This is a genomic window from Rhodohalobacter sp., assembly GCF_034521535.1.
Classification (GTDB): Bacteria; Bacteroidota; Rhodothermia; order Balneolales; family Balneolaceae; genus Rhodohalobacter.
In genome coordinates this window covers 457,508-479,978 of the sequence record NZ_JAXHMF010000005.1, presented here as the reverse complement: position 1 = coordinate 479,978, position 22,471 = coordinate 457,508, and the positions used below count along the sequence as shown (strand labels likewise).

Below are 22,471 nucleotides of genomic sequence, written 5' to 3'. Positions count from 1 at the left end.
AGAACTCCTACCTAATAGAGTGGAACAGGCCGTCGGGACTGCGCTTCCAGTGACAGATTGGTTCGGACCCATCCCCCGTCCCCTTCCCTATGCCGCAAACGCACGGCACAAGGAAGGGGTGACGTTTTGCGCAGTTTCTAAATCATACTCAAAAAAGTCCCTCTTTGTGAAAGTGAGTTCTGTCACATCCATAATGGTGTTGCCCATTTTTTTAGGCAAAATTAATTGCTCGAGATGACAGCGAAAGATGTTGTGGTAGCGGCGTATCAGGATTTGTATTTATTGGTAATTTGGTGCTATGTCGCTTTTCTAAATCTAAGCTGGAAACTTGCCCTGTAGGGGCAGAATATTGGTAGCCCCAGGTGCAGCGAAGCGAAACCTGGGGTATATAAGGCAACATCTATCATCCGCCGAACAGAGAGATTGGTTTGAAGCACATTACTGGATAGAGGCGGTCATTCATCGATTTTGTTCTTTATATTCAGACCAGCGGATCAAACTAACGTAAACGATTAATATTTTTGACGTTTAATGGATACTTAGACTCGCTGCTGTGCTTGCTACCGGTGACAGGTTGGTTCGGACCCATCCCCCGTCCCCTTCCCTATGCCGCAAACGCACGGCACAATGAAGGGGTGACGTTTTGCGCAGTTTCTAAATCATACTCAAAAGAGTCCCTCTTTGTGAAAGCGAGTTCTGTCACATCCATAGTGGTGTTGCCCATTTTTTTGGCAGAATTAATTGCTACCAGTAACAGATTAGGAAACGCTTCAAATTGCGCATTGAACACCCCTCCCTCTCCTTCGCTAAAGCTTCAGAGAGTACTCCCCTCCCCGATAAATGCACTCGGGGCCAGAAAAACACTGGCAGGGGAGATTGCAAAAAAAGCCTTAACCTCTGCGTCTCCGCGGTGAACAAATTGGTTTTTAAGCACTGTCCCCTTCGAAGATATCCTCGATCAGGTGACCATATTTATCTTCGATGATTCTTCGCTTCACCTTCAGGGTTGGTGTGAGCTCTCCGGTTTCAACGGTGAATTCGTTTGCTATGAGACGGAAGTCACGCAGTTTTTCGTGTGATGCCAAGTCTTTGGAGAATGATCGTATCTCTTTGTTGTAGAGATTTTGAATAGATTCATGCTGCAGCAGTTCCTCCATATCGGAGTATTTGATGTCATTATCTTTCGCATATTTTTCCAACGCTTCAAAATTGGGAACAATCAGTGCGGCCATGTAGCTTCTCTTCTCACCCACTACCACCAGCTGATCAATCCACTGGCTTGTTTTGAACATATCCTCGATTGGCCCTGGATAGATATTTTTACCCCCGGCATTCACAATCATATGTTTAATTCGATCGGTAATCTTCAGTCGGCCATTTTCAAATTTTCCGACATCACCGGTGTGTAACCAGCCATCATCGTCAATCATCTCTTTCGTCGCTTCTTCATTTTTCCAATACCCTTTCATGGTGTTGGGTCCGCGGTTCAAGATCTCTCCCTCTTCGGATGTCAGATCAGACGGATAGTCTTCACCGCTCAGCTGAGCAATGATTTTACTGTCTTCCAGTCGCTGAATCCCAACCGTGACACCATTGATCACTTTGCCGACTGTTCCCATCTTTTCATCACCATATCGGTTGCAGCACATTACCGGGGAAGTTTCAGTCAACCCATACCCTTCCAAGATATTTAGGCCCGCCGACATAAAAAATGCTCCGATATCGGCCGGAAGCGCTGCCCCACCTGAAACAAAAAACCGGATATTTCCACCGGTGCGCTGTTTCAGTTTGTCAAAGACCAGCTTGTCAGCAATCTTTTTCTGCATGCTCACAATTCCACGTTCACCATGCCAGTAACGTTTACCAATATCCAGTGCCCAATCAAAGATGGATTGCTGAATAGCACTTCCTTCTTTCACATTGTTCATCACCAGATTGTAAATTTTCTCAAACAGGCGTGGGACGCTAATCACAATCGTAGGATGAACCTCGAGCATATTTTTAGCAACCGTGTCCACACTTTCTGCATAGTAGATTTCCGCTCCGCCGGCCATCATTGCGTAGTAACCGCCCGTTCGTTCAAATGAGTGACAGAGGGGTAAAAATGAAAGACAGCGATCTGTCTCACCAATACTAATTGCCTCATGTGCTGACTTTACATTGCTCACTATATTCCTGTGAGTAAGCATAGCTCCCTTCGGGTTTCCGGTAGTGCCGGATGTATAAATAAGTGTTGAAATATCCTCAGGAGAAGTTTCTAAAGCTCTTTTTTTAATTTTTTCCTCGTTATCCGGAAAAGATTTTGAGCCCGCGTCACGTACGGTTTCAAACAGGCTCACATACTTCTGGTCCATATACTTCTGAACCTTTGGTTTATCAAAAGCAACCACATGCTTCAGGTCCCGGCAGTTGTCAAAAACTTCCACGGCTTTTTTGACCTGAATTCCTGTTGACACAAAAAACAGCTTGGCTTCAGAATCTTTCAGGATAAATTCACACTGCTTTGGTGGAAGTGTAGTATATAGCGACACATTTATCGCTCCCACCATCTGTGTGGCAAGATCCACAATCGCCCATTCATACCGGTTCTCACTTAATATGGCAACCCGGTCATCCTTTTTAATGCCAAAATCGATTAAATAGCTTGCAAGAGCATTTACATCCTCTTTGACCTTATCCCAGGTAACAGTTTTATACTCGCCATCTGGAGTAGGTTTAAATGCGAAAGCAGTTTTAGGAGAATTTTCGTATTTTTGAGTTAAGTTTTGGTAGAGGTCAGTTATGGTCTCAAAAGCAACGAGCGTTGGCATATCTTCAAATTTTGTTAACTAGTTTGATAAAAGATAACATATTACCCAAATATTACGAGGCTTTTAAATTTACCGCATAATTTCTGATGTTTTTAAAGGTTCAGATAGTATATAGTTAAATTCAAACCTCCTCAATTACATTCATTGAATTTTTAATTATTGAAACATTATGGCACATCCGGCCCAGGAAGAAACAATTACTTTGGTTAAAGAAATTTTCAGAACGTATCTGAAAGAGAGAAATCAGCGTCAGACTCCGGAACGCTTTATGGTACTGGAAGAAATCTACCGGGCTGAAGGTCATTTTGATGCGGATGATATTTTCTTCAACATGAAAAATGCCGGAACACGTGTCTCAAGAGCTACCGTTTATAACACTCTTGATTTACTCATTGAATGCGGACTGGTTCAGAGACAGCAGTTTGGAAAAAACCAGTACTACTACGAACGATCTTATGCCTACCAGCAGCACGATCATATGATCTGTAAGGAGTGCGGAGTTGTAATCGAATTTTGTGATCCTCGCATTTTAGAGATTCAGAGGCTTATGGAAGAGATTCATGATTTTAATGTTGAAGGGCATTCACTGCATCTGTTCGGGCGCTGTAAAGATGTAGAAGCGTGCATGCGACGAAAAGAGGGTGGCGGTAAAATCAAATCCCTGAAGAAAGAAGAGGCCTGATCGAAAGCAGTAACCTCGATCAGTTTAAATTTTCAACCGTCAGTTAGTTTGTCGTATAAACTTTTGTTTCCCTGATAAACTTTCTCGCCGCCCAACGACTTCCCCACCAACCCATCAAAATTGAGAGAAGCAGAATTCCGCCCAACAGGAAATACCATCTTCCAAATGGCCAGGAAAGAACACCAAGCTGCGGCACAAATTGAGGTACAACCCACTCGAACAAACCAAAAATAATAGCCGCGGCCGCGGTTCCCGCAATTACACCCTGCATCATTCCCTCTACCAAAAAAGGCCTGCGTATAAAGCTGTTTGTGGCCCCAACGAGTTTCATGGCTCGGATCAGATCCCGCTTGGCATAAATGGTCAGCCGAATAGTGTTGAAAACAAGCACCATCGCCACAAAAAGTATAAAAGCACCAATCGCACCGCCAATAACAAACAGGGTCTCCGTTCTGGATTCCAAAGTCTGCAGCAGTGCCTGGTTGAAGCGCACCTCATCTACTCCACTGAAGCTCGAAACCTGCTGAACCAATGAGTCGATTTGTGCGATTTCTGCATCTTCAACAATCTTCACCTTGTATGATGCGGGAAGAAACTGAAGGTCAGCCAAAGCATCGCTTCCAATTCCGAAATCCTGCTGAAATATTTTCGACGCACTGTCTCTGGAGATATAGGAAAGTTCAGCTACAATCGATTCGCTCTCAATTCTTTCCCGGATCTCCTGAGATGTTCGATCATCAATGTTTTGAAGAAATACTTCTACTTCAACCTGCTGTTTCAGTATTTGCATGACCTCGTACGCGTTGTACCCCACCCGGGAGAGAACGCCCACCAGAAGTACGGCAACAAATAGTGAAAAGACAGATGTAAAGGCTGCCAAACGGGCACGATTAAGTCCCGCCACTCCTTCTTTTAAAACATATCCCAAGCTCATTTTTGCTTATCTAATTTGTAAATAATATTCTCAAGCCCAGTCGAAAACGTCGCTCGGGCATGGGGTATCCGGTTGATTCAAAGTAGCCCAGCTGATCCACTCCGTCAAGTACATTTTCCCACTTTAACAAAAGCATAAACCAGCGAATTCGCGCCGAAACATCAACATCCAATCTATGATAGGAAGGATTCCCCAGCGAATTTGTTCCGTGCTGCCACCTATTCAACGGTGTGATATATTCTGCCGTCCCAAAAACACTCGGTGACATCATCCCTGATATTCCTGCTTTCACATACGTAGCCCGATCAAACAGATAGTTTTTCCAGTACAAATGACCTTTCAGCCAGATGCGGTCGCCCGATTCTTCAAGCTGTAGGTTTACCGGATTATCAGAATCATTTAAAAATGATTTATAAACTGCGGAGAACTCTCCTTCAAATATGCGGCTATCCAGTCCTATCCAGCCTGTTCCGCTTATGTTGGTGTACGGATCAATATTTTCAAACTGGTTGGATGCATTGATAAACACACTGTTTTCGTTGAGCCTCAGATCAGCCCGCACTCCCGTATTCATCCAGTTTAATATTTGATATTCGATCATCCCTCCCATCGAAATTTCCTGTTCATTTTCAAGAGTCGAATCTCCGGTATAGAACGACGACTGCCAATAGAGGGCCTGCAGATCGGGCGACCGGTTCAGATACCCGCCAAAACCTGAAAGTGTAATTCTGCTATCGGGAAACAGTGTAAGCCTTCCCGATACTTCTGAACTCAATCGCTCATCATCCCAGTATTCAGCCGTTGAATAGGATTGAAGCTGCAGCCACGAAAACGGCCTGATATTCAAATCAATCCTGCCTTGAGCGCCAAGCCAGCTTTCTTCCGTCAGGTTTTTCTGGGCCGATTCGTTCAGCCAGTTTACGCTCCCCTGAAATGAAACGTCAGTTCTTCCCAAATTGAGCCGATGCCGCGCAAATAGCTCCGCTTGTTTAAAATCGGTAGCTATCGAATCGGCCGAGTAGTTCAAAGACCACTTGTTGGTTTGATAGTGAAGGCCAAACTCCGTCTGAACAGGCACTGTTGATATCCGGCCTGTGGTGAGCCTGGATATAAATATCGCTCGATGTTTGATTTGAATTGGCGTTGTTTTCTATGGGACTCGCCGTAAATGGATTAAATGCAAAAAGCTCAGGGTCATTAACTACGTAGCCAAAGGACTCTTCACGATCCAATGCATTATTGAGATAGAGTGTTTTCAACAGCCATCGATCTGAAAGCTGATGGTAAATTTTAACTGAAGCCTGCCTTCCCTCCACTCCTGACCGGCTGTAACCTCCTCCATCCCGCCTGTCCCAGTATGAGAACTCCAGATTGGTGTCAGCCCTTAAATTTTGCGTGAACACAAAATCCAGATTCCTATAGTTGTACTTACTCTCGTCAAAATTCAGATATGTACGGGGTTGTGTTAAGTAGTGATCAATCAGCTTAATCTCCCCTTGATACGTTGCCCCATAGTCGGCTTCCCTGTACTCACGTATTTTCCGGATGGGTATGCGATTCCAGTGAACGGCGCCGGTCAGCGGGTCATTAATACTCAACCCTTCCATCTCCATGTTCAGATGTCTGGATTCGTATGTGTGCAGTTCCAAACCGGCAGGCCTGCCCGATTTTCCTGTCCGATAGGTAATCGCTCCTCTAGCACCGTAAAACCTGTCAAAAAGGTTTATCATATTAATCCAGCGAAGAGTACTGTCGGTCTCTGCAACGTCCATGGTATGGCGCATATCGTACTCCCAAACATAAACCGTATCGGGTTCTTGGGTTTCAGCTTCAACCTCCTCAATCCGGGTCGTGTCCGCTTCAGCTGTCTCAGGTATAGTATCAGCTGATACCGGCTTAAGTAGCGTATCAGCCTGAATAGGAGACGGAATTGTATCCTGCAGCGAAAAGGTAAATGCTGTCCATATGGTTAAAAGGTAGATCAAGCTGAATGGGGTTTCAGTTGATAGGGAAGTTCATCCATGCCTTGTAGCCGACGCCGTACTGTCTCCAAAATAATCATTACCGTGCGCTCCTTGTTCAATAGCCTATCGTTGCTAAGTACGGCTTTAATTGCAAAATGATCACCCTTTATCCAAAAGCCCATCCAGACTGTACCAACGGGCTTCTCATCCGTGCCGCCGTCCGGTCCTGCTATTCCGGTAGCTGATACTCCAATGTCAGCTTTCATTTTTTCTGCCACGCCTTTGGCCATTTGCAGTGCCACATTTTTACTCACCGCACCGTCTTTTTCCAGATCTTTTCCCGAAACGTTCAATTCGGATATTTTAATTGCATTTTCGTAAGCAACAATTCCACCTTTCATATATGCACTGCTGCCGGGAATATCGGTGATTTTACTGGATAGTAAACCGCCCGTGCAGCTCTCTGCTGCGGCAATTGTCAGTTTATTGTCCGTCAGTATTTTACCCGTCACCTCTTCCAGCTTCAGATTTTTACCCTCGCCGAATATCACATTCCCGGCTTTTTCATAAAGCAAGTCTTTCAATGTTGTGAGTTTGCCTTCGGCCTGTTTCTTTGTGTCAGCACTGGCACTAATCCGTATCGTAACGCCCGCCGGACCCGGAAGGTATGCTACTCCAACCCCATTGTTGACAAACTCATCCAGGTTTCCTATCTGTTCACTGAGAGTACTTTCCGGTACGCCCGCAGTTTTAAAGTAGCGGGTAGCCCAAACATCCCGATCCGGAAAAAGGGCGTGGATTTTTGAAAGCGCACGTTTCTCCATTAAAAATTTCATCTCAGTAGGAACACCCGGAAGTACAATCAAAGCGTTTCCGTTTTTTTCGAACCACATTCCCGGTGCGGTACCTTTATTGTTGAAAAGAACATCGCAATTTTCAGGAACCAATGCCTGAGCCGCATTAGACGGGCTGAATTTGAACCCTCGCCTTTCAAAAATTGACTTGATAAACTCCAATACTTCACTGTTTTCGACAAGTTGTGTCTCAAAAAGATCAACCATCACTTTCTTGGTGATATCGTCGTGAGTTGGACCCAGCCCACCCGTTACAACCGTTATATCCGCTTTATGCAGAGAATCTTTTGCTTTTTCAAAAATGAGATCATAATCATCGGGAATTGTGGAAACCTGTTCAACATAAAAACCCTGTTCGGTAAGTAACCCACCTAACCAAGAGGCATTCGTGTTGATGGTATCTCCAATTAATAGCTCGTTTCCGATAGATATAACGTGTGCCTTTCTCATATGATGTTGAAAATAGGATTTTGCAGATGATCAATGAAATTTTGTATTCTTTTTGCCCATCTTTTTAAGGGATTTAATATATCATTTGTTCACTGAGAACTTTACCTTTTATTGTGGAAAAATTACCTAACATACTCAGCACCCTAAGAATGGGCATGGCGCCTGTTTTTCTACTTCTTTTTATCCAGGACGATCTTCTGTTCAGAGGAATTAGTTTGGTAGTTTTTGCGATAGCTGCCATCACGGATGCGCTTGACGGGTACTATGCCCGAAGATACAATGTAGAGAGCGAGTACGGCATCTTCATGGACCCCTTAGCCGATAAATTTCTGACATTTGCAGGATTTGTCTGCCTCCCTTTTCTGGATCCGACCCAGTTTCCGTGGTGGGCTGTAGCCGTTATTGTTTTCAGGGATCTCTCAATTACAGGGCTTCGAATCTACACTAAACGAAGAGACATCACGCTTCAAACCAGGAAAACAGCAAAAATTAAAACAGCTATTCAAATGGGCTATTTATACGTAGCCCTTCTTTTTGGATTTTTACTGCTGTTTGATGGGGCTGTGGGTCAGTTCGTGCTTAATTTTTATAGCCTGGACATCTTCTATTGGGGAATGGTCATCGTTGTATTTATCACCGTCTATTCCGGTATTGAATACCTTTTTGTTAACCGATCTCTTTTTAAGAGTTCCCAACCGGCATGAAAACTCTGAAAATTGTTTTCGGGACTCTTTTCGGTTCAGGCTTACTCCCCAAAGCTCCCGGCACCTGGGGGAGCCTGTTTACTCTTCCACTTGTATATGCGGCCTATTTGGTTGATCCATTATTCGGCATGGCCGGTTTAGTTTTGCTGGCTTCGCTTATTTCACTGTGGGCAACAGGTGCATGTGTCGAAAAATTTGGAGACGATCCCGGTCAATTTGTAATCGACGAAACCGCAGGGCAAGCGGTTGTATTTCTCTTTACTTCATTTCACTACAGCTCCCTGACAAACACAGGCTTGCTTTTAGCCGGTTTTATACTTTTCCGTATCTTCGACATCTTCAAGCCTTTGGGGATTGTTCGATTGGAGAAATTGCCAGGAAAATTTGGTATATTGTTAGATGATTTGGCAGCCGGTGTTTATGCACTCATTTGCCTGGAGTTGCTAAAATTACTATTGGGATCCATTCTAGGATAAAATCCCCACAAATAATAACAGACAGTTAATACAAGTTTTATAAGTTAAGGCTTGAATAATTACAGCCTTTTCAGATTACAGGAGTATAGATAAATACAACATGTTAGAAGAAAAAAACAGAATCAATAGAATCGTAGACAAAGACTTTGCCAGGGAACTGGCCAAGCACCTACTGGAAATAGACGCCGTTATTTTACGACCCAACGACCCATTTACATGGTCGTCAGGATGGAATTCACCCATATATTGCGATAACCGCCTGACTCTGAGATATCCAAAAATCAGAAAGAAAATTTCCAAGGCTTTTATAGACATCATCAATGAAGACTTCAGTGACGTTGAAGTTATAACCGGAACTGCAACAGCCGGTATACCTCATGCAGCATGGATTGCTGAAAATCTGGACATGCCACTCGCTTATGTACGAGCTAAAGCCAAAGCGTATGGCCTGGGCAATCAAATAGAGGGTGGAGTTGATAAAGGCCAGTCAACCGTTGTAATTGAAGACTTGATTTCAACAGGCGGTTCGGCCGTTTCCGTTATTGAAGCTCTTCAGTTTATCGGTGCAGATGTACGAGGGGTACTTTGTATTTTCACATACGGTTTTCAGAAAGCCATTGAACAATTCACCAATTTGAATATTCCGGTTTACTGTCTTACGGATTACTCCACACTGATCGAGGTAGCCCTCGAAGAGGATTATATTGCGGAGAGTGATCTGAAGATGTTAAGTGCCTGGAGGGAAAATCCGGAAGAGTGGCCAAACTAGATCCTGAAGATTTGATTGAGTTTACGGCTGCAGCTGCTGCAGCCACGCTTACCACAAGCCGAAAATTCATCAGAAATTATAATTACTACAAGCAACAAGCCGGACAGCCCGAAGTTATCCGCAAGTCTGATCTGCTTATGCTCTGCCACAAAATCAGGCTTGACTTGTTTGGGCTCCAAAATTTACTGGAGGATGAAACGAAACATCGCTCTCCTTTTGTCGTTACATTGGCAAGTCAGATCAATGATGCTCTGGAAGAGCTCCATCGAAAGATTCTTTTCTTTGAGCCTGATCAGATTGAAAGCATCATTCCGGTCATTGACCGTCAGCGACAGTTTTGGAGCCGCTACACGAATGAACAATTTTACAGTGAACAGCTGAGCTCAGACATCGAGCACTCTGTATCATCCGATGTCCTGAATATACAGTCGCTGATACAAAAACTGCCGGAATCAGCAACACTTTGATCCTTTTTTAACACCTTTCAATTTACACTATTTATGAAGATCAATTACCTAATTTTACCTCTACTGCTCGCTTCGTTTTTAACAACCGGTTGTTTAAGTGATCCGGGTAATCCTTTTGGAGAACCCGTTGACGAAACTGAATTTCTCGAAGAGAATGCCCAAAAAGAGGGTGTAACGGTTACGCAAAGCGGACTTCAATATCGAGTCCTGGAAGAGAGTGACGGTGAAAGACCATACGACGGTGCCGTCGTATTTTTGGAATATGAGGGACGCCTCATCAACGACGAAGTATTTGTTCGCACAACTCAGCTCGACTATTTTCCTTTAACCAGCGACGTTTTATCCGGATTATATGAAGGAATTCAGCTGATGGAAGTTGGGTCTGAGTATGAATTTGTGATCCCACCCGAACTGGGCTACGGAGATAACCCACCACAAGGGAGCCCTATTCGTCCCGGATCCGTTTTGATTTTTGACATGACACTCGACTCCTTCCTTCAGCGGCCCAACGAGTTTTTAGCTGATAATGCCGAACGAGAAGATGTACAAGTGACGGAAAGCGGGTTACAATACAGAATCATTGAGCAAGGTGACGGATCAAGCCCAGATGAAAATAGTCAAGTCCGGGTAAATTATACCGGCACATTTACCAATGGTTATGTATTCGATCAATCTCCACCCGAAGGTTCACAATTTAATCTTCAGGGCGTAGTTCCCGGATTTTCTGAAGGAATACAACTCATGAAGGAAGGTGGTATTTATGAATTATTTGTACCTGCTAACCTCGGTTATGGCGAATCTCCTCCACAATCAATCCCGGAAGGTGCCGTATTAGTGTTTGAAGTGGAACTCTTGGTGAATGCAGGGTAGTTAATTAACTACACTTAACGGCTTCAAATTAATCCTATCAGCCATGCGTTGTCTCATTTCCATAATTATTTCATTGCTGTTAATGATCTCACTGGTATCCTGTGATGCAGAGTCGATCACCCAGCCTCCGGAAAAACCAACCGAACCGGAGTCCGAATTCACTTATGGCGGAACCAATGATGATCTTGGTAAAACCATTATTCGCACGCAAGATGGCGGCTTCCTGATCATTGGGACTACAACTTCTGTAGATGGTATTTTCTCCGGTCAGGCACGCGGAAACCGAGATGTTTTTGTACTAAAGCTGACCGCTAACGGAACACAACAGTGGGTAAATACCTATGGCGGTTCCAACAGCGACTGGGCAATGGATGTCATTCAGGATGCTCGCGGAGATTTCCTCATCACCGGATATAACCGATCAGATGACGATCAGTTTCCAAACATGAATCGCGGAGAGAATGACATTTTTTTGATTAAAATATCTCCCTCCAACGGTGAGCTGATCTGGACTCGAACATATGGCGGGGCGAATGAGGATTACGGTTATGCTTTAATTCAAGGACCGACCGGTGGATATCTGATTGCGGGATCCACGCGTTCAGTTAACGGGAATTTCTCGGGTCGCTCAAACTTCTCTAAAGATGCCTTTGTCATGTTAACCGACAACAGCGGGCAAATTCAATGGCTTGAAACATTTGGCGGTGCAGAAAATGACGAAGCATTGGATCTGACTATTGGCCCTAATGGACAAATTGCTGTTGTAGGTTCATACTCATCATCCGACAGTGATTTCAGTGGGCGGCAGCCGGGTGAAAGCGGAGCTTTTCTTTTGAAACTCGAACCAAACGGGATATTCAACTCGCTCTACACATACAGTGGAACCGGTGCGGAAATTGCCAACTCTGTTGTTACCACATCAGATAATGGATTTGCCATCGCCGGACGGTTTTCTTCAAATAATGGAATCTTCCAAAATTCGAATAGCGGCGAAAATGATGCCTTTGTTCTAAAAACTTCGGATTTCGGAAGCATCCAGTGGCTCAACACTTTTGGAGGAAGCAATACGGAAGGATTAACCGGAATTGCTGAAACTGAGAACGGCAACATTGCAGCGGTTGGTCACACAGCATCTGACGACGGAGATTTTGAAGAGTTAAACCTGGGTAATACAGATATTTTCCTGGTTAACCTCAGTTTAAGCGGATCTCTGAACTATTTGAAAACCTATGGCGGTGAACTTGATGAAACCGCCGAATCAGTCATTGGATTACCCAATGGCAACATCGCATTCACCGGATGGACTCTTTCCAATGACGGCGATTTTGGCGGCCCACAAAAATCCGGCAGAGATATATTCAAATTAATTACCTCGCCTGAAGGTGACATTGAGTAACTAAAGTCTTACTCACTTCAGAACACGAAAGCAGAATTAAGATCCTGATTCTGTTATGACATCCATTTTTTAAATTTGTATCTTTTCATGCTCTATTGCGGTCAACCATGTCCGTTATTTTATTTCAATAACTTTTCTTTCCAAATTCGCTGTTATGAGTGATAAACGATTTTATATAGAAACTTACGGTTGCCAGATGAATATGGCCGACTCAGAAGTTGTGAACTCCATTCTGATGAATGAGGGTATGAGCCCTGTTCAATCTGCCGAAGAAGCCGATGTTATTTTTGTAAACACCTGTTCAATCCGTGAGAATGCCGAAACGCGTGTTTGGAATCGCTTAAAGGAGTTTCGCTCACTCAAGAAAGAGAAAAAAGAGTTAACTGTCGGTGTTCTGGGTTGTATGGCCGAACGCATCAAAGAGAATATTATCGAACAGGAGCAGCTGGTTGATATCGTTGTGGGTCCGGACGCCTACCGGGATATTCCCAATCTCCTCAAAGAAGTAAACGATGGACGGAAAGCCGTAAATGTTCTTCTCTCCCTTGAAGAGACCTATGCCGACATTACACCGGTTCGGACAAGCGGCAATGGAGTAACTGCTTTTGTATCCATTATGCGAGGCTGCGACAACATGTGCGCTTTTTGTGTTGTACCGTTTACACGTGGCCGTGAGCGGAGTCGTCCTCTTAGCAGTATCATGAATGAAGTGAATCAGCTGAATGAGCAGGGCTATAAAGAGATCACCGTTTTGGGGCAGAATGTAAATTCATACCAATACGAGGATATCGATTTTACCAGGCTGATGGATGAGATCAGCAAGGCTAACCCTGAAATAAGATTCCGGTTCTCCTCTCCTCACCCGAAAGATTTTCCGGAGCCGCTTTTACATCTTATTGCTGAGCGACCAAACCTTTGCAACTATATTCACATTCCGGCTCAGGCGGGTAGCGATACCATGCTTGAAAGAATGCGCCGGCCCTATACCCGTGAACAGTATCTTAAATTAATTGACAGAATGAGGGAGATCATTCCGGGTGTGTCTCTCTCCACAGATATCATTGCGGGCTTCTGTGATGAGACTGAAGAAGAGCATGAAGCAACCATGTCTCTGATGAAGACTGTTGAATACGATCTGGCTTACATGTTTGCCTATTCTGAACGGGAAAGAACACTTGCCGCTCGTAAATATGAGGACAATGTGCCTGAAGATGTTAAAAAGCGAAGATTATCTGAGATTATTCAGCAGCAGATGAGTATTCAGGAGAAGAATAACAAGGATGAAGTTGGCAAAAGACATCTTGTACTTGTTGAAGGGACCAGTAAAAAATCAGATCAGCAACTCTCCGGAAGAACAGACACAAATAAGATGGCCGTTTTTGACAGAAGAGATTTTCAAAAGGGCGACTATGTTGAAGTTGAAGTTACCGACTACACATCAGCAACGCTGATTACCAAACCTATTCGAAAAAGCTCTATTGAAGAGTTTTTTGGTCAGACTGCGGTTACTGCATAGCAGGAAAATTTACCAACCATTTCAGATTTAAAAGAAAAAAGCTCCGATTTCCATCGGAGCTTTTTTTGTGTTCTCTCATCTGTATTCGGATCTATGGAAGTATTACCAATACTTGATCCGGTACAGTTCGGGGTCAATACTCAAACTTAACAAACAAACAAAGGTAACTACTCGTTACTCTCTGTGGTCAGTTCAATGGTTTCCAGATCTGTAGTCTCACCCACAGTCACTTCTACATTTTCGAGATATTCACTGCCAAAGCCCTCTTCTCTGGGTTCAACAGAAACATCATAGGTTCCATCTTCAAGACCAACCAGCAGAAACTCACCGGACTCTTCATTCGCATAGGTTGAAGAGAGTGTGTCTTCTCCTGCAATTGCAAATACCGCCGCTCTGGCTTCAATAGGATTAACAACTCCTCCGATATTTCCGGTAACAGCTTCGTTTGTTGCACGAATTACCGGCTTGAGAATATAATCCAATACAGGAGATTGCCCGGTTTTATGTACGGAACGGAGCGCGTCAAAATCCAATAGGAGGGTGTATGTAAATCCTTCCTCAATTTCCGCATTAACGTTCAGTTTAACACCTGTCTGTGCACCGCTTGGGATAAAGAGATCATGTACTTCACCGTCAATTACAACATTGTTATTGTCTCTGCTTAGAATCAGACGGATCTGCGGATAGAAGCCTTCTTCAAGCTCTACCTCTCCGATCATTTCAAATACTCCGTTTGTGAGTTCCAGCAGATTGTATTGCTGATTTGGCTCACTTACCACCTGCCAGCCTGATTCTTCATCTTCACTATTATTTACTTCTACTCGTTCAATGAAAACATTTACTTCATCGTAGTCGGCCGGTGCATCGTGCAGTTTTACTTCAAGTGTTCCCATTCCGGGTGTGCTGTCAATTGAGCAACCTGCGAAAGCGATCATTCCGATAGCCAGGATTGCGGCCAGTGTTTTATTGAAAATGCTATTTAGGGTTTTCATAACTCTATCTGTTTTGTTGTTATTTGAAATTGCTACTGTGTTCGTTTCGTGTATTTGCAAGTACGACGACCCTAAATCAAAAGCGTTACATTTATTTTAAAAAACTCTCTAAAAAAGAAAAGGACGCCATCAGCGCCCTTTTTGTTTAATTCCCGCCGGGTCTTCCCGGTCTTTCATTCATTATACCGCCCGGTACGTTACCGGGAGGCCCGCCTCCTACCTGACCATTAAACATATTCTGCAATATTCTCTCACTTGGAAAACCTCTCTCTATCTGTTCCATAAATCCTTTTCCAACTGCTGCTGCCGGCAACTGGCTTCTTCTTTGAGCCATATTTAGGGCTGCAGGTAATTTTTGAATATCCCCAGCTTCAAAACCACTTTGCAATGCTCTGAGTACCAATCTTGCATTTTGTGAGGCTGAATTAGATCCGTTAGGCAGATCACCCAAAATATTAATAGCAGCCAACAAACCGGACGGCTTTACCTTATCCATATTCCCCTCAGATACATTGTTTAAGGTTTCAATCAATATCCCTTCATCAATATTTTGCATCATGGCTTTAGATCCGGCCTTAACCATCTCATTTCGAAACTGTTCTCTCTCCATTCGACCCTCACCTCTTTCAACAAACTTTCGCACTTCTGATCGCTGCATCCATCGGTCAACAAACTGTGCAGATCTTGATGCATTCTCATGAATAGAGGACAGTACCGGAGCCATTCGCTGAGTAGAAACTCCCTTTGATAAACCTTCAAGTACTTTTTCAAATATCATTTCATAAGGTAAGTTTTCATCTGCCATATCTATAGCCGGCTGTATGATGCTCATAAATTCTTGATCACTCATACCTCTTTCCTGAACTCGCTGCCGAACCTCCGTAATTCTGGTTTGATCTATTCCCGATGCAGTTGCACGATCCAATAAACTCTCAACTGTTTCCTGGGCAAATAAATTAACCGGAATTGCAAGCAGGAGCACCAAACCTGCCACCTTCGAACTTCTTTTGATTGTTTTAATTATCGTTTTCATAGTTGTTGTGTTTAATCAGTAATAATCAATCCATTTTCTCCGCCAAAGCCATCATTCACCGTATAGGTGTCTTCAGATAGTTCAAGCCATTTTTCCTCATCTCCTTCAATCAGCAAAATTTTATATTCGTAAGCACCTGAATCCAGCGAAAGTTGAGCAGCATATCTATTTCGTCTCTGTTTAACGAGTGGAATCCCCGGTTTCTGCCAGTCATTAAAATCACCAAGGATATATAAATGACCTTCTCCATCGTATTTTAAATTCAAGAAAATTGACTGCGTTCCGTTTTGCCTCACTTCAACTCTTGCTTCATCGGTATGACGACTACTATTAAATAAAGTTACTCGAAAACCTATTGAAGCGTGAATATCGGAAACCGACTCTTCTGTAACCGTAGAGTAGTAGTTCAAATAGTCTGTGCTGACAGAGGCCTCCCAAATTGAATTAATCCGGTATTTAACCCCGGCTGAAATCCTGTAAAGAATATCTGCTTCATCGGTAGTGGTCGTTTCATTTCCGGGATTGCCACCCGGAGGGAATCCACCACCGCCACCTCCCCCATCCGTCATTATCTGAAACCGGTACCTTTCAATACCGGCACGCAGGTTCATATCCCAATTTCTCGTTAGGTTAATGTCTGATGAAGCACGTGCACCTAAACTTTCCGCAGGATTATCCAGATCTCCAAAGACACCTAATTTCAGTTGCCATCTAAAGGTCGGCCATGTTTCAAACTCAACAGCGTAGTTATTAAACTGTTCATAACCTGATTGCTCTTCCACATCATCAAAATTAATCTTCCTAAATGAAGAGCCTGCTTTGAGGTTCACTCTGGTAAACAGCGAGGGAGAAAAACTTAAAACCGGTTGTGCCCAAAAGATGGACTGTTTGGATTGCATAGAATAATCGCTGCCGCCGGTTTCAATCCCCAGTCCCAAGCGATCTGTAATTCGATAATTTGCATTGAGGAGCAGAAAAAGTGACGTCCATGCATTGTTGTCGTCCGTAAACTGGCTATACGACCCACCTGTAGTCAGATCAGCTGAAAATTGATTTTTAGACACAAAAATATTCCCCATTGGAGTAATTGTGCCGTAGCCTGTATTGCTTTCCCGACTCCATTCAGACAACATCGGGTTTAAGTAAGTATTAGATGTATACCCGGTTCTGCCGTCTAAAAGAAGCAGAGTGTCCCACTCCTGACCATAAGCGTCAAACGGTATAAATAATACGCTGATAAGTACAGCTAACCACTTTTTCATAAATAGAGCACAGCATTTTTATTCCCGAATCCGTCGTCAACCTTTACGTCTGCAAGAGGGTCCGTAACCCACTCATTTCCATTTTTCACGAACATGTAGTGATGTTCTCCCCTTACCACCGGAATCATGCCTGTCCAGACTGTTTTACCATTAACTTCATCTCTCGTTAAACTTACAGGATCCCAATCACTGAAGTCACCGGCAACAGCCATGGTTTCAGCCTCTTCATCAAAATAGATAAATCGAATCCATACTTCAGATTCCTGCTCTGCAACCTGTTGGACAGACCGGTCTTCCTCAACAAATGAAGCCATTTCATCCTGTTCCTGTTCATTCAAAAGCAGATAACCAAAGGTAAACATCATTAAAATAGCTGCCGCAGCTGCATAAATGGGCCGAATCGAAACCTCTCTGGGCTTCAGAAGAGACAAGCCTTTTGCTGCACTTTTCTCTTTTTCTCTGTCTAAACTTTCAATTCGATTCATTACGTTACTGCTGAAGTTTTCAGGCACAGAAAAAGAATCGGGATCCGGTTCGCTGTTAAAGTTTTGAGTCAGTGTTCGCTCGAAACGAAGCATGGAACGCATTTCAGGATCATCAGCAATCATGTGCAGTGCGCGTTTTTCCTGCTCTTCATTCAACTCACCGTCCAGATAAAGCTGAAACAGTTCCTCATTATTTAAATTTTTGTTACTCATGGTTGCACCTCATTTTCCAATCGTGATTTTAGTTCTTTCCGTGCTCTGTGCACCCTTACTTTTAAAGCACTTATGGATACACCCGTTTTTTCAGACATCGCTTTATAGCTCATTCCATCCCTGTACTTCATTAAAAAAGGCAGAGAGTAATCATCAGACAGCTCAAGCAACGACTGCTTTAAAAGCTTACTCCACTCACTCATCTCCAGTTTTAAATGAGGAGTTTGCTGATCCGTAAAATTCAAGTCTAAAAACCCCGACTCCATTTCGCTGATCCTTCGATTATCACGCCTTACATTCTTCGCATAGTCTCGACAGTGGTTCATCGCTAATGAATAAAGCCAGGTTGAGAATTTTGATTTTTTATTAAACCGATCAAGCTTTTCATACGCTTTAACAAATATCTGCTGAGCCAGCTCTTCAGCTTCATCCGAATCTTTTTCGAAACGGCGTACTACATGAAAAACCATAGACGAATATCTTTCAACCAGCACAGAATATAGATCCCGCTGTCCCGCCAGGATTTTATCCACCAATTGAAATTCCTCGTGTTCAGCTTCTTCGCTCATCTAAAATACTTTAAGCTAATAACTTGCCTGCATGCGTATACGATGGTGTGACGATCCATTTTACAAAAGGTTACTGATAATTATTTTGAGTAACCATGCATCTTAATTTAATACACCGCAGATTTATAAATTTCAGCTTCATTTTATGAATTTTAAGCCACTAAAGCTTAAATCGACTCTATGCCAAGAATCAGAACTTTATTACCTTTAAGGTCTAAATAATAAAGACATACTATGGACAGAGAAGCATTACAGGAGCGTTACGGAATTATTGGTGAATCAACTGCTATTAAGCAGGTGATCGATAAAATCATGCAGGTTTCCGGTACGGATATAACGGTTTTATTACAGGGTGAAAGTGGTGTTGGTAAAGATGTAACTGCACGTGCAATCCATTCGCTCAGCAATCGAAGCCGTAATGATCTGGTAATTGTAAATTGTGGCGCCATACCCGAGGGAATTATAGAGAGTGAGCTTTTTGGTCATGAGAAAGGTTCGTTTACCGGTGCACATGAAGCTCGTAAAGGATATTTTGAAAAAGCAGACAATGGAACCATCTTCCTGGATGAGATCGGTGATACTCCCAAAAACATTCAGGTAAAACTGCTTCGGGTTCTGGAAAGCGGTGAGTTTTTCCGTGTTGGATCAAGTAAAATGTTCACCGCCGATGTTCGGGTAATTGCCGCAACCAACCAGGATCTTTGGGAACTTGTAAAAGAGGGAAAATTCCGGGAAGATCTCTACTACCGTCTGGACACGGTCAAAATCAAACTACCGCCACTTCGGGATCGCCAGGATGATATCATCCCTATATTTAGAAAATTTGTTACCGAATTCTCCTCAAAGTACGATTCAGTTTTTCAGGGATTTTCTGATGAAGCCAAGGATCTGCTGATATCATACCGCTGGCCGGGTAATATCCGTGAGCTTCGAAATGTGGCGGAGCAGCTGGTGGTTCTCGAAAAATCTCAATTCATTGATAAAGACCGCCTGCAAAAATACCTGAAAGGGCGGCAGCACCTGGGGTCAACGGATAACCTGCCCATTCTCTCCAGAAGTGAATACGCGGATGATGAAGATGACTCTTTTGAAAGTCCCGGCGGAACCGACATGGGAATTATCTACCGCGCTCTGCTTGAGATGCAGGGAGACATAACCGACCTGAAAAAGATGCTCGCAAAGTTTGTCTATTCAACATTTTCGGATAAAGAATTAAAAGCACTTCCCAGCGCCGTGCCGCGCGACATCGATCCAAATGATATTTCCGGACACATTTACCGGGATCCTTCTGGCAAGGATTCACTTGGCATATCAAGTCCGGCCGAATCACCTGAAGAGGAGGAAACAGATGAAATTCAGGATTTCTTCTCAGATAAAGAGATTCCATCGATTGAAGAGGCTGAAAAGTTTTTGATTGAACAGGCTTTAAAGCGTTTTGAAGGAAATAGAAGAAAGGCTTCTGATGCGCTGGGTGTTAGTGAGCGTACACTCTACAGAAAATTGGACCAATATGACCTTCAATAAACGAAACCTCTTTTTTGTGCTTCTGCTTTCCGTATTTGTATCGGGATGTATCAGCTATAGTTTTACAGGTACATCTATTCCATCAGATGTCAACACAATTAATATTCCCTTTTTTCCTGATCAGTCTCAAAGTGGTCTGGGAGATCTGAGTGATCGTTTAAACCGGGCGTTGATCAATCGTTTTGTAAATCAGAGCCGGTTGTCACTCGCAAACAATCAGGAATCATCAGATGCATTTGTTGAGGGTGCGATACAGAGATACGTAAATCGTCCGTTCAGTGTCCGCGGAGATGAACAGGCAAATATCAACGAAATTCAGATTACCGTAAGAGCTACTTTTCAGTATCAAAAAGATGATGAACCATTGTGGAACAAAAGCTTTAGCGGCAGTGCTACATATAATACTCTTGATAACCCAGTTGAGGGTGAAATGGAAGCTGCAGAAACCGCACTACAGCAGATTGCAAATAATATGTTCAACGATGCGGTAAGCAATTGGTAAATCATCTCTTCATTACCTACTTTTGACCATGCAATTAACGGCAGAACAAATACCCAAATCACTTCAGAGTTACGTCGAGCAGTTTGATTCCGATCCGGAGGCTGCAATCGAACGGCTCGAAAATCATATCACCAAACGCAATGCGGGTGCGGTAGGGTATTTTTTCCTGGCATGGTTCTATCATCGCAACAGCCGGAAACAAGAAGCTGTACAGGCGGCAATGCACGCAAAAATTCTTGCACCCGGCAGCAAGCTGATGGACCGTCTGCACTATATGATGAGCCACCCCCATCATTTTGAAGCGTGGGAGCCGGAGCCCACACGTGAACCATTTAAACGTCAATTCAACAACGACAGAGGACACCCCATCCAGGATCTCGATTCACTCATTGCGAAACTCTCTTCTGCAGAAAAAAAGCGAATCAAACCGGATCTTTCAGAAGATGAGAAGGAACAACCTGATTTAAGTGAGGCAAGTAACAATGTTGATGATATCGTTACAGAAACACTTGCAGTAATCCATGAAAAGCAGGGGAATTACAAAGGCGCAATTGAAACGTTTAAAAAGTTGAGACGTACCAATTCGGCTAAGAAAGAGTATTACGATGAGCAGATTTTCCGTCTTCAGCAAAAGCTGGCGGAAAACAAAAAAACGTGAGCTCGAGATAAAATCTGAGCTAGAAGTTCATAAACATCATGTGTTATATAACTGGCCACTGATATCAGCAACTAAATTACAGAAGTAATTCAGTGGCTTCCGTGTTTCGCTTCGTGTCAAAAGATGTGCCGTGGCTACCTTGTACTTAAAAACCGGTATAAGTCTTTTCTATAAAGAAGACATATCGTACTCACGTTTAAAAAAAGATCGCTAGCCGACCGATCTATCCTTTCACAAAGTTATTATTGGTTTTTTCGTAACCAATGGTAGTTGATGGACCATGACCTGGGAGTACTTTCGTCTCTTCAGGAAGCGTATAGAGTTTCTCTTTGATTGATTCTGTAAGAATATCCAAATCTCCCTTGTACAAATCCGTACGGCCTATACTTTCACGAAACAGTGCGTCTCCCGCAATAAGGAGCTGATCATCACTGAAATAAAGTGAAACATGATCGGGTGAATGGCCCGGAGTGAAAAGCACATCAAACGTAAACGGACCAACTGACAAGCCCTGCTGTTCCGCCATCTCTTCCGGAGTAAAATCAAATCCGGAAGTTCTAAAACCAAATCTTTTAGCCTGATCCGGATAGTTATTCCAGAGATAAAGATCGCTGTGATTTAGATATACGGGCACATCAAACTCCTTGAGAACTTTATCCAGTCCCATGATGTGATCGATGTGGGCGTGTGTCAGCAACTACTGCAATCAATTCAGTGTCCGATTCTTCAAGATCACTTTTAAAAACGGCAAATTCTCTCGGATCAAAAAACCCGGGATCAATCAGAATGGCTTTCTGATTTTTTGTTAGCAGATAGATGTTCTCAGCGAACGGGCCGACGGTATACTGTTTCACGTCCATAATTGTCAGATATAAAAAAAGGATGTAGCGAAATTCACTACATCCTCAGATAATGGGTTATTAAGCGGCTTTACTTCTTCGCGTATCGTTTGTTGAAACGATCGATACGTCCCGCTTTTTGCGTAATTTTTTGGTCTTTGTTGTAAAACGGATGGTTTTTAGAATCTACCTCACTTTTGTAGATACCATCTGAAACGTTCATGGTACTTCTTGTTTTCATCTCAGTACCATCACTTAGTACAACTGTGATTTCTTTATAATCGGGATGAATTCCTTTTTTCATAATCGTGGTCTGGCGTTGGTTGAATCTTTTATAGAATTCAAAGATACGGGATCGTTTTCGCTTTTGCAATCCATAGGTGAAAATGAAATAACTTACCGTGGGTTAGAGATGAAAATTTGCCAAAGAGTGTCCCTTTTCTGATATAGTGGGCAGGGGATGATAAGTAATAGATTCGAAGCTAATTGATGAATTTTTAAG

Annotated in this window: 24 protein-coding genes; 11 read left to right on the top strand and 13 right to left on the bottom strand. The window is 43.2% G+C overall.

Annotation, left to right across the window (positions count from 1 at the left end):
- Nucleotides 1-926: 926 nt before the first annotated feature.
- A complete protein-coding gene (locus tag U5K35_RS09155; protein WP_322571157.1) occupies nt 927-2,810 on the bottom strand; it encodes a long-chain fatty acid--CoA ligase in 1,884 nt (627 codons plus the stop codon).
- Nucleotides 2,811-2,979: 169 nt separating this feature from the next.
- On the opposite strand from U5K35_RS09155, the gene U5K35_RS09150 reads away from it, so the two are divergent.
- Nucleotides 2,980-3,492 carry a transcriptional repressor gene (locus U5K35_RS09150; RefSeq protein WP_322571156.1) on the top strand — a complete coding sequence of 171 codons (513 nt, stop codon included), beginning with the start codon at nt 2,980-2,982 and terminating at the stop codon, nt 3,490-3,492.
- Nucleotides 3,493-3,535: 43 nt separating this feature from the next.
- Here the strand turns inward: U5K35_RS09150 and U5K35_RS09145 are convergent, their stop codons facing one another.
- Genes U5K35_RS09145 through U5K35_RS09130 form a run of 4 tightly spaced genes read right to left on the bottom strand, consistent with a single transcriptional unit; the run spans nt 3,536 to nt 7,694 of the window.
- Nucleotides 3,536-4,426 carry a cell division protein FtsX gene (locus U5K35_RS09145; protein WP_322571155.1) on the bottom strand — a complete coding sequence of 297 codons (891 nt, stop codon included), beginning with the start codon at nt 4,424-4,426 and terminating at the stop codon, nt 3,536-3,538.
- Nucleotides 4,427-4,436: 10 nt separating this feature from the next.
- Nucleotides 4,437-5,453 (bottom strand): putative porin, encoded by a 1,017-nt coding sequence (locus tag U5K35_RS09140; RefSeq protein ID WP_322571154.1) that lies wholly within the window; start codon nt 5,451-5,453, stop codon nt 4,437-4,439.
- Complete coding sequence (locus U5K35_RS09135; protein ID WP_322571153.1) at nt 5,416-6,411, bottom strand: hypothetical protein; 996 nt, start codon at nt 6,409-6,411, stop codon at nt 5,416-5,418. Before U5K35_RS09135 ends, U5K35_RS09140 begins: the two co-directional genes overlap by 38 nt.
- A complete protein-coding gene (locus tag U5K35_RS09130; RefSeq protein ID WP_322571152.1) occupies nt 6,408-7,694 on the bottom strand; it encodes a competence/damage-inducible protein A in 1,287 nt (428 codons plus the stop codon). The genes U5K35_RS09135 and U5K35_RS09130 overlap by 4 nt, the downstream gene beginning before the upstream one ends.
- A 113-nt stretch (nt 7,695-7,807) precedes the next feature.
- On the opposite strand from U5K35_RS09130, the gene pgsA reads away from it, so the two are divergent.
- From pgsA to miaB, 7 genes are all read left to right on the top strand, one after another.
- On the top strand, nt 7,808-8,398 hold the full coding sequence (gene pgsA / locus U5K35_RS09125; protein WP_322571151.1) for a CDP-diacylglycerol--glycerol-3-phosphate 3-phosphatidyltransferase: 591 nt from the start codon (nt 7,808-7,810) through the stop codon (nt 8,396-8,398).
- Nucleotides 8,395-8,874, top strand: coding sequence for a phosphatidylglycerophosphatase A (locus tag U5K35_RS09120; protein ID WP_322571150.1), 480 nt, complete (start codon nt 8,395-8,397; stop codon nt 8,872-8,874). The genes pgsA and U5K35_RS09120 overlap by 4 nt, the downstream gene beginning before the upstream one ends.
- Before the next feature lie 100 nt (nt 8,875-8,974).
- Entirely contained in the window at nt 8,975-9,643 is a 669-nt protein-coding gene (gene pyrE, locus U5K35_RS09115) for an orotate phosphoribosyltransferase (RefSeq protein WP_322571149.1), read from the top strand.
- Nucleotides 9,631-10,110: a hypothetical protein gene (locus tag U5K35_RS09110; RefSeq protein WP_322571148.1), complete on the top strand. Its 480-nt coding sequence runs from the start codon at nt 9,631-9,633 to the stop codon at nt 10,108-10,110. Before pyrE ends, U5K35_RS09110 begins: the two co-directional genes overlap by 13 nt.
- 33 nt (nt 10,111-10,143) lie before the next feature.
- Complete coding sequence (locus tag U5K35_RS09105; RefSeq protein ID WP_322571147.1) at nt 10,144-10,980, top strand: FKBP-type peptidyl-prolyl cis-trans isomerase; 837 nt, start codon at nt 10,144-10,146, stop codon at nt 10,978-10,980.
- Between the two features lie 82 nt (nt 10,981-11,062).
- Nucleotides 11,063-12,376, top strand: a complete 1,314-nt coding sequence (locus tag U5K35_RS09100; RefSeq protein WP_322571146.1) for a hypothetical protein — start codon at nt 11,063-11,065, stop codon at nt 12,374-12,376.
- Nucleotides 12,377-12,530: 154 nt separating this feature from the next.
- Complete coding sequence (miaB, locus tag U5K35_RS09095) at nt 12,531-13,892, top strand: tRNA (N6-isopentenyl adenosine(37)-C2)-methylthiotransferase MiaB (protein ID WP_322571145.1); 1,362 nt, start codon at nt 12,531-12,533, stop codon at nt 13,890-13,892.
- 167 nt (nt 13,893-14,059) lie between these two features.
- On the opposite strand, the gene U5K35_RS09090 is transcribed toward miaB, so the two are convergent.
- The 5 genes from U5K35_RS09090 to U5K35_RS09070 all read right to left on the bottom strand — a co-directional run bounded on the left by U5K35_RS09090 (nt 14,060) and on the right by U5K35_RS09070 (nt 18,446).
- Nucleotides 14,060-14,884 (bottom strand): DUF4382 domain-containing protein, encoded by an 825-nt coding sequence (locus U5K35_RS09090; protein WP_322571144.1) that lies wholly within the window; start codon nt 14,882-14,884, stop codon nt 14,060-14,062.
- Nucleotides 14,885-15,029: 145 nt separating this feature from the next.
- Nucleotides 15,030-15,917, bottom strand: coding sequence for a hypothetical protein (locus tag U5K35_RS09085; protein WP_322571143.1), 888 nt, complete (start codon nt 15,915-15,917; stop codon nt 15,030-15,032).
- Between the two features lie 11 nt (nt 15,918-15,928).
- Nucleotides 15,929-17,179 (bottom strand): glycogen-binding domain-containing protein, encoded by a 1,251-nt coding sequence (locus tag U5K35_RS09080; RefSeq protein ID WP_322571142.1) that lies wholly within the window; start codon nt 17,177-17,179, stop codon nt 15,929-15,931.
- Nucleotides 17,176-17,877: a hypothetical protein gene (locus U5K35_RS09075; protein WP_322571141.1), complete on the bottom strand. Its 702-nt coding sequence runs from the start codon at nt 17,875-17,877 to the stop codon at nt 17,176-17,178. Before U5K35_RS09075 ends, U5K35_RS09080 begins: the two co-directional genes overlap by 4 nt.
- Entirely contained in the window at nt 17,874-18,446 is a 573-nt protein-coding gene (locus U5K35_RS09070) for an RNA polymerase sigma factor (protein ID WP_322571140.1), read from the bottom strand. The genes U5K35_RS09075 and U5K35_RS09070 overlap by 4 nt, the downstream gene beginning before the upstream one ends.
- A 234-nt stretch (nt 18,447-18,680) precedes the next feature.
- On the opposite strand from U5K35_RS09070, the gene U5K35_RS09065 reads away from it, so the two are divergent.
- From U5K35_RS09065 to U5K35_RS09055, 3 genes are read left to right on the top strand one after another with little or no spacing between them, the layout of a single operon-like run.
- Nucleotides 18,681-19,970, top strand: coding sequence for a sigma-54 dependent transcriptional regulator (locus U5K35_RS09065; RefSeq protein WP_322571139.1), 1,290 nt, complete (start codon nt 18,681-18,683; stop codon nt 19,968-19,970).
- Complete coding sequence (gene lptE, locus U5K35_RS09060; protein ID WP_322571138.1) at nt 19,957-20,472, top strand: LPS assembly lipoprotein LptE; 516 nt, start codon at nt 19,957-19,959, stop codon at nt 20,470-20,472. Before U5K35_RS09065 ends, lptE begins: the two co-directional genes overlap by 14 nt.
- 28 nt (nt 20,473-20,500) lie before the next feature.
- Complete coding sequence (locus tag U5K35_RS09055; protein WP_322571137.1) at nt 20,501-21,130, top strand: hypothetical protein; 630 nt, start codon at nt 20,501-20,503, stop codon at nt 21,128-21,130.
- Nucleotides 21,131-21,353: 223 nt separating this feature from the next.
- Here U5K35_RS09055 and U5K35_RS09050 read toward each other — a convergent pair whose 3' ends face one another.
- From U5K35_RS09050 to rpmE, 3 genes are all read right to left on the bottom strand, one after another.
- Complete coding sequence (locus U5K35_RS09050) at nt 21,354-21,797, bottom strand: MBL fold metallo-hydrolase (protein WP_322571136.1); 444 nt, start codon at nt 21,795-21,797, stop codon at nt 21,354-21,356.
- A complete protein-coding gene (locus tag U5K35_RS09045) occupies nt 21,784-21,990 on the bottom strand; it encodes a hypothetical protein (RefSeq protein WP_322571135.1) in 207 nt (68 codons plus the stop codon). Before U5K35_RS09045 ends, U5K35_RS09050 begins: the two co-directional genes overlap by 14 nt.
- A gap of 70 nt (nt 21,991-22,060) precedes the next feature.
- Nucleotides 22,061-22,273: a 50S ribosomal protein L31 gene (gene rpmE / locus U5K35_RS09040; protein WP_322571134.1), complete on the bottom strand. Its 213-nt coding sequence runs from the start codon at nt 22,271-22,273 to the stop codon at nt 22,061-22,063.
- Between the last annotated feature and the right edge of the window lie 198 nt (nt 22,274-22,471).

Coding starts and splice junctions, on each gene's coding strand:
- U5K35_RS09155 (WP_322571157.1), bottom strand. CDS start 2,810: ATGCCAACGCTCGTTGCTTTTGAGACCATAACTGACCTCTACCAAAAC.
- U5K35_RS09150 (WP_322571156.1), top strand. CDS start 2,980: ATGGCACATCCGGCCCAGGAAGAAACAATTACTTTGGTTAAAGAAATT.
- U5K35_RS09145 (WP_322571155.1), bottom strand. CDS start 4,426: ATGAGCTTGGGATATGTTTTAAAAGAAGGAGTGGCGGGACTTAATCGT.
- U5K35_RS09130 (WP_322571152.1), bottom strand. CDS start 7,694: ATGAGAAAGGCACACGTTATATCTATCGGAAACGAGCTATTAATTGGA.
- U5K35_RS09120 (WP_322571150.1), top strand. CDS start 8,395: ATGAAAACTCTGAAAATTGTTTTCGGGACTCTTTTCGGTTCAGGCTTA.
- pyrE (WP_322571149.1), top strand. CDS start 8,975: ATGTTAGAAGAAAAAAACAGAATCAATAGAATCGTAGACAAAGACTTT.
- U5K35_RS09105 (WP_322571147.1), top strand. CDS start 10,144: ATGAAGATCAATTACCTAATTTTACCTCTACTGCTCGCTTCGTTTTTA.
- U5K35_RS09100 (WP_322571146.1), top strand. CDS start 11,063: ATGATCTCACTGGTATCCTGTGATGCAGAGTCGATCACCCAGCCTCCG.
- miaB (WP_322571145.1), top strand. CDS start 12,531: ATGAGTGATAAACGATTTTATATAGAAACTTACGGTTGCCAGATGAAT.
- U5K35_RS09090 (WP_322571144.1), bottom strand. CDS start 14,884: ATGAAAACCCTAAATAGCATTTTCAATAAAACACTGGCCGCAATCCTG.
- U5K35_RS09085 (WP_322571143.1), bottom strand. CDS start 15,917: ATGAAAACGATAATTAAAACAATCAAAAGAAGTTCGAAGGTGGCAGGT.
- U5K35_RS09080 (WP_322571142.1), bottom strand. CDS start 17,179: ATGAAAAAGTGGTTAGCTGTACTTATCAGCGTATTATTTATACCGTTT.
- U5K35_RS09075 (WP_322571141.1), bottom strand. CDS start 17,877: ATGAGTAACAAAAATTTAAATAATGAGGAACTGTTTCAGCTTTATCTG.
- U5K35_RS09070 (WP_322571140.1), bottom strand. CDS start 18,446: ATGAGCGAAGAAGCTGAACACGAGGAATTTCAATTGGTGGATAAAATC.
- U5K35_RS09065 (WP_322571139.1), top strand. CDS start 18,681: ATGGACAGAGAAGCATTACAGGAGCGTTACGGAATTATTGGTGAATCA.
- lptE (WP_322571138.1), top strand. CDS start 19,957: ATGACCTTCAATAAACGAAACCTCTTTTTTGTGCTTCTGCTTTCCGTA.
- U5K35_RS09055 (WP_322571137.1), top strand. CDS start 20,501: ATGCAATTAACGGCAGAACAAATACCCAAATCACTTCAGAGTTACGTC.
- U5K35_RS09050 (WP_322571136.1), bottom strand. CDS start 21,797: ATGGGACTGGATAAAGTTCTCAAGGAGTTTGATGTGCCCGTATATCTA.
- U5K35_RS09045 (WP_322571135.1), bottom strand. CDS start 21,990: ATGGACGTGAAACAGTATACCGTCGGCCCGTTCGCTGAGAACATCTAT.
- rpmE (WP_322571134.1), bottom strand. CDS start 22,273: ATGAAAAAAGGAATTCATCCCGATTATAAAGAAATCACAGTTGTACTA.